Raw genomic sequence first — 12,772 nt, 5'->3', positions numbered from 1 at the left:
ATCAATTTCGATGAGCATAAACTTAGCGATTAAATGGAGAGCAGCGTGAAATCCGGCAAGGCCCTGGCAAAACACTTTAAGCGGCTATCTGGCGTTATCTTGGCCACTTGTGTACTAACCCCAGTATCTTGGGCCACAACGGCAACAGAACAGCTCCAGGATGTGATCGAAGACCACTGGCAGTATCGTCTGCGCGAGGATCCAATTACTGCGGGACGTATGGGGGTGTCGGACTATAACCGTCAGTTGCCGGGGGTGACTGCTGAGGATAGAGCGCGTCGGTTGAAGTCCGAGCAAAAATTGCTGCAGCGCTTGCAAACGATAGACGCTAGCGAGTTAGCGGATTCGGACAAGGTTAATCGGGAGTTGCTCGCCTGGGTACTGGAAAATTCCATCGAGGCCAATCAGTTATTCTTGAAGCGTATACCGCTCAATACCTTCTCTAGTTTTTTCGGCACGGCCCTGGATGCGCATAGTGGCCTGGCGATGACCAGCGTCGCGGATTATGAGGATTACATCGCTCGTATCCGCGAGTTTGGCCGCTTCTTTGATGAGAATATTGCCAATATGCGCGAGGGTATTCGCACAGGTTTTGTTTTGCCCAAAATAGTGGTGCAAGGCATAGCCCCTACGGTGCGAGCTCAGGTTTATAAAGACCCAACTAAAAGCAGCTTGTATAAGCCATTTGCGGAGATGCCTGCTGCAATTACTACTGAAGAGCAGCAGCGGCTGCGCAATGCCGGCAAAGAAGCTATTGCACAGGTGGCTATTCCGGCTTTTGACCGTGTAGCAAACTTCCTGGAAGGGGATTATCTGAAAGCCGCCAGTGAGACCCTTGGGGCTGAACAGCTGCGTGGTGGTAAGGATTACTATCGCTACAACATCGGCTATTACGTCACCTTGGATATGGATCCAGCGGAAATTCACCGCACAGGTTTGGCCGAGGTGAAGCGTATTCGTGCAGAAATGGAAGCGTTAATAAAGGAATCTGGTTTTAAAGGTAGCTTTGCGGAATTTACTCACTTTCTGCGTACGGACCCCCAGTTCTATGCCAAAACGCCGGAAGAGCTGCTAAAGGAGACTGCCTATATCTCCAAGCGAATCGACTATATGCTGCCACAGTTCTTTAATCTGCTGCCACGCACCCCCTATGGCGTCGTTCCGGTACCCAGCGAAATCGCGCCCAACTACACCACGGCCTCCTATAATCCTGCCGCTATCGGTGGCACCCGTGGTGGGGCCTATTGGCTGAATACACACGGCCTGGATCAGCGCCCCTTATATGAACTGCCTGCACTGACTTTACACGAGGCGGTACCCGGTCATCACTTGCAAGGTGCTTTGTCTCAGGAACTGGAGAATGTACCGGACTTCCGCCGAGAACTTTACTTAAGCGCTTTTGGTGAGGGATGGGCGCTTTACTCCGAGCGCCTTGGCAAGGAGATGGGCTTATATACAACGCCTTATGAACACTTTGGTCGTCTCAGCTATGAAATGTGGCGTGCGGCACGTTTGGTGATTGATACCGGTATTCACTCTCAGGGCTGGACTCGCCAGCAGGCGCTCGATTTCCTCTCCAGTAATACCTCGCTATCTCCCGCGAATGTACGCGCAGAAGTGGATCGTTATATATCCTGGCCAGGCCAAGCCCTCTCTTACAAAATGGGAGAAATTAAGATCCGCCAGTTACGCGCTCAAGCGGAAAAGGAGTTGGGAGAAAAATTTGATCTGCGTGCTTTCCACGATGCACTGTTAAAAAATGGAGCCCTACCGCTTTCCATGTTGGAAGAGCAGATGCAACGGTTTATTGCGGAGCAGAAAGCCTCTTAAAGTGTCTTGTTTTGCAATCCCGCTCTTCATTGTTAGAGCGGGATTGCAAGAATAAGCCAGCGTATAACCGGCAAATTATTGATACAAGCGGTAAAGCAGCTTGTTTTCAGATATAACCTATCCATCCCATAGCGTGTGCGTATTTTATTAGCATCCCACTACACATCAGTACGACTACCCCTCTCAAATAGGTGGGGTTGATTTTAAAAAGGCAGTGTGACCCTATCCATGCACCTATGACTTGTCCAGCCATCATCAGGGTACCTATAACCCACACCACTTGCCCTGCAACTAAAAATACCAATAAAGAGGCTACGTTGGTGGAGAAGTTAAGAGGCTTTGCCATTGCGGTGGCTGTCAATAAATCTTGTCCTCGGCAAGCAATGCCTGACAAAGTGAAAAATGACCCAGTCCCAGGCCCAAACATGCCGTCGTAGTATCCAATAAATGGAATTACCCCATATTGATATTTCTTGCTAGATAGTTTTGGTTCATCATTATTCTGAGCTATAGCCGGAGAAATCAGAAAGTAAATAGCAATAAATAACAGTACTATAGGGATAACAAAAGATAAGATGTCAGTATTGATAAGTTGTACGGCTATGGTTCCAATAGCTGCTCCAATAAAGGCGGATAGCATCAACCTCCTAACCCCATCCCAGCTTACCTTTTTACCCCTAATCATCATATAAGTGGCTGTTGCTGTACCGATACTGCCTTGTAATTTATTGGTACCTAAGGCAGATAGTGGTGGAATACCGCTTAAGATTAAGGCCGGAACGGTTATCAGGCCGCCGCCACCCGCTAATGTATCGAGTAGGCCGGCAACAATAGCAACGAAAAATAAGATAAGTAATAACTCTGTAGAGAAGCTAGCGAAATCCAAAAAGATACCTCCTTTCGCTTACTGTTAGATTTATTAGCTAATAAAGCCTGAATATTTTTTACAGGAAGTAGCATTTATAAATTTCCCGCCAAACTAATAAGAAATAACTTATTTCTGACGAAGAAATACCCATCTAATTTGCTTTCTCTTTCCCCTGCCACCACATCAGGAAGTCCTCTCCCACTGAATACTGGGGCAGAGAGTGACGGCTTCTGCTAATTTCCTGCTCCTGCTCCATTTCGGTTACTTTTAATTTTGTAGCTTCAAACCAGGCTTCAGGATTGTCCACACCTTGGTTAAGGGCCTCACCGTAAAGGGCTGAGCTAAACCAGGTGCGCTGAGAGTCGTCACTGCAACCAAAGGAGCTACGGTCGGCAGCGGCTGAAGTAAAGATTACTCTGTTGGGGGTATTTAAAGCTTCTATCCACTGTCCGGAAAAGCAAGCCGAAATTATGATCCATTGGTGCTGGGCGTTAATATTGTCTAGCCACTGTTGCCCATCTTTTAGAGATAGGTCGTTAAGTGGTATTTCACCTTCGGCAATTTTGAAGTCTCCATTGCGAGCACCATGGCTTACAAGGTGCACCAGAAGCAGATCTTCTTCGGGGTCCATCAGTTGATCTAGAGCTGTTAGACTTTCCTGGATACTGGTTCGAGTGGCCAAGGGAAAACCGTAACCCCCGCCGTTACTAAGGCGCAGCAGTCGCTGGTCGATATCAAAAGCTTCATCTAGGCGTTCTGCCACCCACTCCAACTCCCTTGCAAATACCGGAGAGGTGCCATCACCACCTACTAGTAGTGTGTAAATATCACGGATGCCGGGTCTTTGTGGGGGCAGTGCGTTTATAGCGTTTCGTAAGCGTTCACTCTCACTATAGAGGCGGGTTTCCGCTTGGGCGCCGGGTATATTCGCCAGTGCGCGCCAAGCAGCTTCGCTAGGGTAATAAATACCTTCGGAGAAATAGCCAGGTTTCTCGATAATGTTGCCTTCAGCATCCCTACTAATTTGTGTACCTTCCCCCTCAGCTTCCCCATAGCTGAATGTGGCATGGATCACAGTGCCGTCAGGCTGAGTGAGTTCACCCTCGCCAGAGTATGAGCCGTACTCGAAGCCGCCGGTATAACGATAGCCATCGCTATCCGAGTAGTTGCCTTGTATTAAATAGCCGTTTTCAAAAGTGCCCTGATAAAGGCTGCCATCATCGGTACTGAGTTTGCCTTCGCCGTGAGGGTCAAAAGCCAAAAACTCGCCATTGTAAATGTCACCGTCATCCCAATTTAACGTACCGTTTTTTAGCTCCCCTTCAAGGAATTCGCCTATCCACACAGTTCCATTGCAGGTATAGCGACCTTTGCCGTGGGGCTCCCCATTGAGAAACTCGCCTTCATAAGTACAACCATCATTTCCGGTTAATACGCCTTCGCCCGTCATGCGGCCTTCTCGAAAGTTTCCACGATAAAGGCTGCCATTGGGCCATTCGAGTTGGCCCTGCCCATGAAACAGGCCGTTTAACATATCGCCTTTGTATACCGAGCCATCTGGCAAGGCGGTTCCGCCTGCAAACTGAGTTGGCTCGCAGGCACTGAGTAAAAAAATAAGCGGGAAAAAGTAGATAGATCTCATTCCATGATCCAGCATCAGGGTTTAGGAATGAGACTAACAAAAAATGGTGCCAGGCGGTCTCTATGTTTTATTCAGTTGGTCGAATTTAAGACCGTATTTATCTAAAAGTTGGCGTATCCGGTGAGAGTCGTTATTGGATTTTTTTGCTGTGCGGCTCACTTGAAACAGTTTGCGCCCGGCTGCCGCCATAGAGTTGGACTCCTCACAAACTTGAATCAGTCCCGCCAGCTTGATCTGCTCGTAGTAATCCATCTGTTCGATGCGGTCACGGCCCAACAACATTTCAATACGGGCAAAGGGCAGTGATGACTTACTCTGTGGGCTTTGCCACTTAATCTGTAATCTGTGAATTTCCTCCTCCACTACCTGGGTCGTGATACGCCCGCCGTCGGCGAGGGTGCCCATGCGCAGGATACTGGCGTTAAGATCGCGAAAGTTCGCTGACCAGCTGGCCTCTACCGAGCGGCCAAAGTTCAGGTACCTCTCCCGCGCCGCTTTATTGAAGCTCACCAGGTGGCCAGACTTTGTGGAGAAGGCTTCAAGCTCAAAGTCGATATTGGGTTCCAGGTCTTCAATACGCTCACGCAGAGAGGGTAGGCGGTAGGTCCATAAGTCGATACGGGCCAGCAGGTCTGCACGAAACTTACCCTCGCGACTGAGCTGTACTAGATCCCGGTTGGTGCCAGCGATCAGCTGAAAGTGACTGCTCACTTCTTTATCTGAGCCAAAGGGCATAAAGCGCTTGTGCTCTATGGCCCGCAGTAGCATTGCCTGTTCGTCCAGTCCCAACTCGCCAATCTCATCCAGAAATAGCAGACCCTTATCCGCCTCCATTAATAGCCCAGGGCGGTGTGTGGTGGCACCGGTAAAGGTCCCTTTGCGGTGGCCGAATAGGGCGGACATGGCATTCTCACCGCGTAGGGTGGCGCAGTTTACTGCTACCAGGCCTCCTTCCAATTTTCCACGTTGTTTACGTAACTCATAGACACGCTGGGCCAGCTGGGATTTTCCTGCCCCCGTCGGTCCTGTAATGAGAATGGGCGCATCGGAGCGAATAGAGACCTGCTCCAACTGCTCGATCATCTGATTAAAGGCGAGATTATTCGTCTCAATGCCGCCTTTCAGATAGGTGGTGCCCTCCTGGTGTTCTCGCTGGAAACGTGAGGCAATCTGGTCGTACTTGGATAGATCCAAATCGATAATCTGGTACTGACCCGGCAAATTACTGTTTTTCTGTGCAGGAGAAGTTTGCAGCAGGCGCCCAGGGAAATAACCGGCCTCTGTGAGCAGGTAGAGACAGATCTGGGCCACGTGGGTGCCAGTTGTGATATGTACCAGGTATTGCTCCTGATCCGGCTTAAAAGCGTAATCGCGGGCGAAATCCAGCAGGTTGCTGTACACACTCTCGAAATCCCAGGGGTCATTGAAGTTGACCCGGTGATGGACCACGTTGGTTTCAGGGGAAATACGTGCAATGTCCTCAGTGACCTGGTCTGCCAGGTTTTTCGAGTGGTTGTCGAAAAGGAGCTCAAGCCGATCGATCAGCAGGTCATCGTGCTGGCACATAGAGATATTGGGGCGCCACTTGTCCCAACGCTTGTCACTTTTACCGCGCCGGTCTTTAGTCGTGCCGAGAATACTGATAGCTACTGTTTTCATACTATCTAAAATAATAAATAGCTATCTTAAAAGATAGATTTTATAAACATCGTACTGGGCTAACTATCGCTTAGAATGCTACCTATAAAATAATTTTTTCATAAAAAACAATGAGTTACAGAAATTTGGAAAGTTTCTGCAAAAGTTGGCACTCAATTCGCTATATCAATGGCAAAAGAAGCGCGTGAAGTGGTAACGCGGTTTCATGAGATTCTTAAAGGAGCGAGAGATGAAGCCATTGCCGTATGAAGTGATGCAGGCAGGTGGGGTACCGATTAAGTCCTGGACCTTAGGTGTGCCCTTTGAAGAAGAAGCCAGGGCTCAGCTTAAAAATATTTCGCAGTTGCCTTTTATCCACAAGTGGGTGGCGGCAATGCCCGATGTACACCTGGGCAAAGGCGCCACCATTGGCAGTGTGGTACCCACCCTGGGAGCGGTAATCCCCGCAGCTGTGGGTGTGGATATTGGCTGTGGCATGATGGCAGTCCGCACCAGCCTCACTGCAGCACAGCTGCCAGACAACCTGGCGGGCGTCCGCAGTGCCATTGAGCGCGCCGTGCCCCACGGCCGCACTGGTCGACACCGGGGTAGGGGTCGGGATAAGGGTGCCTGGGAGAATCCGCCGGACGATGCACTTGCCGGCTGGGCGCCGTTGGCAGAGCAGTTTGAGGCGCTGAAAGAGAAGCACCCAGTATTGAAAAATACCAATAATATCAAACACTTGGGAACGCTTGGCAGTGGTAATCACTTTATTGAGATGTGCCTGGATGAGCAAGGCAGCGTGTGGCTGATGTTGCACAGTGGCTCTCGTGGTGTGGGTAACCGTATTGGTACCTACTTTATCGAAAAGGCCAAGCGGGATATGGAACGCTGGCATATCCACTTGCCCGATAGTGACTTGGCCTATTTCCCCGAGGGTAGCGAGCATTTCGATGACTATGTGCAGGCGGTGGAATGGGCGCAGGAATTTGCTCGCATCAATCGTGAAGTCATGATGGTACGTACTATTGGCGCGGTGAAGCAGGCACTGGGTATGGATTTTGAGGCGCGCATGGAGGCGGTAAACTGCCATCACAATTACGTTTCCCGCGAACAACACTATGGCAAGGAGGTACTGGTAACGCGCAAGGGCGCTGTAAGGGCGCGTGTTGATGAAATGGGCATTATTCCCGGAAGTATGGGGGCCAAGTCTTTTATTGTGCGGGGGTTAGGAAACGAGGAAAGCTTCTGCAGCTGTAGCCATGGTGCCGGGCGGGTGATGTCCCGCACCAAGGCGAAAAAACTGGTATCCCTGGAAGAGCATCGCGCGGCTACTGTCGACGTGGAATGCCGTAAAGATGAAGGTGTGATCGACGAAACCCCATCGGCCTACAAACCTATTGAGAAGGTTATGGCAGCACAAAAAGACCTGGTGGAAATCGTTTACACCCTCAAGCAGGTAGTCTGTGTCAAAGGATAGTTAGCACAGGCCAGGGATAAGGCGTTTAATAGTGAGGAATGTCGGAAGTTATGCCTAAAGGGCAGGCTCTCCGCAATCAAGTTTGAATGTTTGTGTTCCAGTCAGCGGAGCCGGTTCTGTATGCCGGCCTGGCACCCCCGACGCTGGCGGTAGGTGTACCCACTGGGGCAATCTTCAAACGCCTACTTTGTAGCTCAATTGGTAAAGCAACCGTTAAATCGGTTTGTTACAGGTTCGATTCCTGTCAAAGTCACGTCGCCTGGAAAGCGACCTTAAGGGAAGGCGAGAGCCTGGGGTTCGAGTCCCCACAAAGAAGCCCTCTTTGTTGAAATCTATCCGGGGCCTACAGTGCCTTATGGTTTCGGTTATTGGGAATTGCAGCAATAGCTAGCCATAAAGGCACGCCGGCGGCAGTGTCGCCTTGCGTGGGTTTACGCTGTGCGTGTGGATTACAGCATTTGCATTGATTCTATTTTGGCCAAGGATGTTGGCTTCGTTACCCAGGATGGGTGCAAGAAGAACTTTGCAGAACCGCTGTATTTTGCACCCTCTGTGTATAAGCGTTGGGCCACTCTGAGATCGAGTGGGCCCCACCCTAAAGGAATAAAATGATAAGAGATCGGAGAAATGAAGTCTCTCTTTAAAATATGGAAGATTGTCAATGTGGCTGATAACGAGCGAGCACTACTGTTTCGCCGCAGCCGATTTGAAAGGGTGCTGCCACCAGGGCGTCACCGTATTTGGCTGCTCTCAGGTGATGTACGGGTGGAGACCTATGATATTACTGAGGTGGTTTTTGATGCGATTAAAGCAAAATTCCTGCTGAATACTTATAGCGAAGTGTTAGGTGAATATTTGCAGTCCTACGAATTGTCTGATCAACAAGTCGGACTTTTCTATCGGGATGGTAACCTGGTAGATATCCTTCCCCCTGGTTCATACCGGGCCGTATGGAAAGGAGGGGAAACCGTTCGTGTAGGTATTGTGGATATTTCCAGGGAATACACCATTGATGACAATGTACTGGGGCTTCTCGGTCGCGGTGCCTGCGCAAGCCAAATACGCATCGCTGCTCAGGCAGTAAGCTATAACGAAGTCCCCGATGAGCATGTGGGTCTTTTAGTTGTCAATGGAAAGTTGGAGAAAGCGCTGCAGCCGGGTCGTTATGGATTTTGGAAATACAATCGCTCTATCGCAGTGAAATTGATAGACATGCGCCTGCAAACTATTGAAGTGAGTGGCCAGGAAATTCTAACCAAAGATAGAGTTAGCCTGCGTATCAACTTAAGTGGCAGTTTCAAGATTACAGATCCACAGCGGGTGGCATTGAAGCTCAGTGATTATAAAAACCATATTTATCGTGAATTACAACTAAGTTTGCGTGAAGCGGTGGGTACCCAGACTCTGGATAGCTTATTAGCAGATAAAGATCGACTGAATATTGTTATTGCAACGGCTATCCATAAAAAACTAGCGCATTATGGTATCGAGATTGTCAGTGTCGGAGTGAAAGATATTATCTTACCAGGCGACATGAAGATGATTCTTAATCAGGTAGTGGAAGCTCAGAAGGAGTCTGAAGCGAATTTAATAAAGCGTCGTGAAGAGACCCAGGCTATGCGTTCCCTGCATAACACTGCCAAGATGATGGATAACAATCCTACATTACTGCGTCTAAAAGAATTGGAATCCTTAGAAAAAGTCAGTACACGCATCGATAAAATATCAGTTTATGGCGGCCTAGAAGGCGTGCTTAATGATTTGGTGAAGCTGCGTCCAACAGCTTAAGGTAGCAAGCTATCAAGTAAGCTTTGAGTTTTAAGGACTTAGGCAGTGACTAAGATAGACGGTGCTCAGGGGAAGGGCTGCAGACAGATTTTGCGGACTTCCCTTACTTTGTCCTTATGACTGGGAATGCCGGTTCTTATTAAAACTATTCGTGCAGGCCGTAAAAGCCTGGCCTTTCAAATCGTATTGTCACCGCTATTGTTGACCAGTGGAGTAAGCAAATTATGCTTTGAACACTGTGTCTACAATAAAAAAACCATTTTAGATTTTTCCAAATAGAATTTTTTGTCGACGTTAATACGTATGGGTGCAGGAAAAGAAGCTGGACGAAGATATAAATACTGGCTGTAGATTTTTCATGAGAGATCGGTTCAAGGGCTACTAAAGTAATCCGATGAAGAAGTTAGATAAAAATAGAAATAAAGTAACTCAAGCAGCGCAGTTAATTGAGAAAAATCTTCATAGAAATTTGAAAATCACCGATATTGCTAATCATGTCCATCTATCGCCTTTTCATTTTCAACGATTGTTTTTTGCTTATATGGGAGAACCTGTGAATCGCTATATTGCTGTGCGCCGTCTGGAGACCGCAGCATTGGAACTCACCAACACTCCAAACATCAACTTACTGCAGCTTGCAATAAATTGCGGTTTTCAAACCCATAGCGCTTTTTCTCGGGCATTCAAAAAACAGTTCGGAATAAGCCCCTCTGCTTTTCGCAATTCTCCCGAAGCCGCGGAAACAGGGGTGCAACAGGGCCGCCCGTATTTGATCAATCAGCCGCCGCGCCAGGTGATTGAGCCAGTCGAGATCGTCACTCTACGACCATTCTATTTCCGGTTTCAGCAGTCGAGAGGAACCTATGAAGGCCAGTTTTTCCACAAGAGTGATTTAGATATTGGTGCATATTTTTTAGCGCTACTCAAAGAGACAGTGCCACCGGATCAATTCTTAATGAGCTGTTTTCCTAACACCCCCCAGATGCTCAATGATGATACCGTTACAGTTTGGTACGGTGGAGCCTACTCAGAACGCCCGAACAACAACAAAAGCTATAATTGGCACATGTTCGACGCTGGAACATGGGCGGTCTTTGAACACTGGGGGGATTACAAATTCCTCTACCAAACTTGGAACCAGATTTATCGCAACTGGCTTGCTCAGACAGCGTATAGGCTACGTGATGAATTTCCGTTCGAAGCTTATTCGGGACCACCGAACTACATCGACCCAGCAAAACAACTCACTCGTATTTATATTCCACTCAGAAAAGCATGATAGGAACAGCAGGTTTCCACTTTACTTGCTAAATTCGTCCGGAACAAAATTGTTCGGGATTAAGCCATGCAACTTCATCAATACCCAGCCACCCAGATTTGTGCAGCCTTGTCGGCAGGGGATATCCAGGCCAAAGAGGTAATACACCACCAGCTAGAACGTATACAGCGCCTCAACCCGGTGATCAATGCCGTTGTAACACTTAATGAAAACCAGCCTACAAGTAACATGCGTCCGTTGGCGGGTTTGCCCATCACCCTGAAGGATCAAATTTACTATCGAGGGATGGCCTGCACATTCGGGTCGGAACGTTTCAAGGGGTTCCACCCTACCCAAACCGCATCTGCCGTGGAACGACTGCTGAATGCTGGTGCACAGGTTATGGGTAAAACGAATCTCCCGCCCCTCTCGATGGACTTTCAGTGCAGTAATACCCTATTTGGCACCACTAACAACCCTTGGAATTTAGAATACACACCGGGCGGGAGTAGTGGTGGCGGCGCAGCTGCGATAGTGGCGGGGATGAGCTTTGTCGATATTGGTACAGACTTGAGTGGGTCTTTGCGTATCCCCGCCTCATTTTGTGGTGTGTTTAGCCTTTTGCCGAGCGAGGATGCCATTCCCATTGATGGGACTATGCCAAACCAGGCTGCACCGCTGAAGCATTTTGCGCGCATGGGGCCGATTGCCAGAACTTGCGATGACTTGGACCTGGTATGGACACATATGAATAACCAGCCAGACGTTGGGCAGAAAGAGTTTAAAATGCCAAAGGTCAACTGGAGTGTCGATAGCGGCGGGATTGAAGTTTGTAAGAGCATCGTTAAATGTTTTGAAAATGCGAAAAACGCATGGGAAGAATCTGGGGTTCACGTAGTACAGGCTCAACCAAAAGATTTCGATTTTAAACGGGCACGTCGCGCATTTGGTGAAATTATGGGGTTTGAAACAAGCGCTTTAATGTCGGCGCCTGTACGTTTTCTTGCCAGCATTCTTGGGCGTGCAAGTGCGCGCCGTTCACCAGAGTTTATCGCGAATGTCATGCTTGGTTATCGCCACAATAAAAGCCGCCTTAGCAATGCAATTGACGAAAAAAAGATATTGTCTGGTGCTATTGATGCCTTTTTGGCTGATAACAGTGTATGGGTGTTGCCCGTTACGGCGACTTCGGTGTTTAAGCATATGGCACCAACCAGCGATCGCAATGGTGTGCGTGATTACGCCCTCCCTATGTACATCAATGAGCAACCGGTAAATTATTTTGATGCGATGGCAGCCTTTACAACGCCGATTTCACTGACGGGTCATCCAGTTGTGACCTTACCAATAGGATTTGATGGAAACGGGCTTCCGATCGGAGCACAGCTGATCGGCCTTAAAGGCCAAGAGAAAGAGCTTATCGAAACTGCGAAACGCTTACATAACATTCTGAAACCACACCAGTGTCCCATGTTTATGAATGGCTAATATGGATTCCATGCGGCTTGTAACATCACATTCCAAAACATGAATTGCAGATGTTTATTGAGTTGATATTAGCGGTAGCTTTGATTGTCAATGACACCTTTTCTTTGCATAAAAATTACGCAATTATGCTCGTAGCGAAATGCTAAAGAGGGAACTTTAGCGTGAACTACCCAAGGTTGATTGGCCCATTGAGTGTTTGTATATCCGAAAATCAGGCTATTAAAGGACAGGCAATGTACTCTCCCTGTGACTGTTATCCCAGCATTTGACTAAAGTGTTTTATGTTATGGGAGAGCATCAGATAGATTCTGATCGCATTGTCGATCTTGTAATTCGGCAGATACAGCTTTGTAGGCGTGCCGGTGTATGAGCACTTGGTGGATCAATTGATACTACCCATGGCCTTAGATAGCGGAGGCTGTTTTACCTAGCTCGCATTTGCTAACCAATATTTCAGTCATTCAAAAGCTAACTGGAACGAACGTTTAGCTGAAAGTTTAGTGAAGGTAATTGGAAAGCTCTTTTTCTAAATTAGTAGGAAACATAAGCAAGTGATACAGCGAAGATGACGATTAAAAAAATTATTCAGGTTATGGACGAGCTGCTCGTCAGCTTTGGTTGATTAATGTGTCTTTGCATAAATAAAAAATAGTTTAGTATATTGCCGCCTTATGGAAGAGCTGAAATCACTCAACTAGTTCATGGGATGTAATAACGTAAAGTTTTCTACACGAGAGTTGACATTGCTCTTTGTTGAAAGTGTAAATAAAAGGAACTTAT

8 protein-coding genes and 1 tRNA gene are annotated in these 12,772 nt (G+C 48.0%); 6 read left to right on the top strand and 3 right to left on the bottom strand.

Going from position 1 to position 12,772, the window contains the following annotated elements; translation table 11 throughout:
• The first annotated feature begins 45 nt into the window (after positions 1–45).
• On the top strand, positions 46–1,830 hold the full coding sequence (locus ACJJIC_RS02360) for a DUF885 domain-containing protein (RefSeq protein WP_445356378.1): 1,785 nt from the start codon (positions 46–48) through the stop codon (positions 1,828–1,830).
• Positions 1,831–1,936: 106 nt separating this feature from the next.
• On the opposite strand, the gene ACJJIC_RS02355 is transcribed toward ACJJIC_RS02360, so the two are convergent.
• From ACJJIC_RS02355 to rtcR, 3 genes are all read right to left on the bottom strand, one after another.
• Positions 1,937–2,716, bottom strand: coding sequence for a TSUP family transporter (locus tag ACJJIC_RS02355; RefSeq protein WP_444910947.1), 780 nt, complete (start codon positions 2,714–2,716; stop codon positions 1,937–1,939).
• Positions 2,717–2,849: 133 nt separating this feature from the next.
• Positions 2,850–4,340 carry a C13 family peptidase gene (locus ACJJIC_RS02350; protein WP_444910948.1) on the bottom strand — a complete coding sequence of 497 codons (1,491 nt, stop codon included), beginning with the start codon at positions 4,338–4,340 and terminating at the stop codon, positions 2,850–2,852.
• A gap of 60 nt (positions 4,341–4,400) precedes the next feature.
• Positions 4,401–5,999: an RNA repair transcriptional activator RtcR gene (gene rtcR, locus ACJJIC_RS02345; RefSeq protein ID WP_445356377.1), complete on the bottom strand. Its 1,599-nt coding sequence runs from the start codon at positions 5,997–5,999 to the stop codon at positions 4,401–4,403.
• 229 nt (positions 6,000–6,228) lie between these two features.
• Here rtcR and ACJJIC_RS02340 point away from each other — a divergent pair, with 229 nt between their 5' ends.
• The 5 genes from ACJJIC_RS02340 to ACJJIC_RS02320 all read left to right on the top strand — a co-directional run bounded on the left by ACJJIC_RS02340 (position 6,229) and on the right by ACJJIC_RS02320 (position 11,992).
• On the top strand, positions 6,229–7,458 hold the full coding sequence (locus ACJJIC_RS02340) for an RtcB family protein (protein ID WP_445356376.1): 1,230 nt from the start codon (positions 6,229–6,231) through the stop codon (positions 7,456–7,458).
• 184 nt (positions 7,459–7,642) lie between these two features.
• A tRNA-OTHER gene (locus ACJJIC_RS02335) sits at positions 7,643–7,711 on the top strand.
• 374 nt (positions 7,712–8,085) lie between these two features.
• Positions 8,086–9,246 carry a slipin family protein gene (locus ACJJIC_RS02330; protein ID WP_252084088.1) on the top strand — a complete coding sequence of 387 codons (1,161 nt, stop codon included), beginning with the start codon at positions 8,086–8,088 and terminating at the stop codon, positions 9,244–9,246.
• Between the two features lie 394 nt (positions 9,247–9,640).
• A complete protein-coding gene (locus ACJJIC_RS02325; RefSeq protein ID WP_445356375.1) occupies positions 9,641–10,525 on the top strand; it encodes a helix-turn-helix domain-containing protein in 885 nt (294 codons plus the stop codon).
• Positions 10,526–10,591: 66 nt separating this feature from the next.
• Positions 10,592–11,992 carry an amidase gene (locus tag ACJJIC_RS02320; RefSeq protein ID WP_445356374.1) on the top strand — a complete coding sequence of 467 codons (1,401 nt, stop codon included), beginning with the start codon at positions 10,592–10,594 and terminating at the stop codon, positions 11,990–11,992.
• Positions 11,993–12,772 lie beyond the last annotated feature (780 nt).

The organism is Microbulbifer mixtoriginis (SeqCode) (genome assembly GCF_052468275.1).
Note: the sequence above shows the minus strand (reverse complement) of the source record. Positions and strands in the feature narration are given on the sequence as shown.

Bases quoted from the DNA above. Each gene is read 5' to 3' on its own strand.
- ACJJIC_RS02320 (WP_445356374.1), top strand. From the start codon at position 10,592: ATGCAACTTCATCAATACCCAGCCACCCAGATTTGTGCAGCCTTGTCG.
- rtcR (WP_445356377.1), bottom strand. From the start codon at position 5,999: ATGAAAACAGTAGCTATCAGTATTCTCGGCACGACTAAAGACCGGCGC.
- ACJJIC_RS02330 (WP_252084088.1), top strand. From the start codon at position 8,086: ATGAAGTCTCTCTTTAAAATATGGAAGATTGTCAATGTGGCTGATAAC.
- ACJJIC_RS02350 (WP_444910948.1), bottom strand. From the start codon at position 4,340: ATGAGATCTATCTACTTTTTCCCGCTTATTTTTTTACTCAGTGCCTGC.
- ACJJIC_RS02325 (WP_445356375.1), top strand. From the start codon at position 9,641: ATGAAGAAGTTAGATAAAAATAGAAATAAAGTAACTCAAGCAGCGCAG.
- ACJJIC_RS02340 (WP_445356376.1), top strand. From the start codon at position 6,229: ATGAAGCCATTGCCGTATGAAGTGATGCAGGCAGGTGGGGTACCGATT.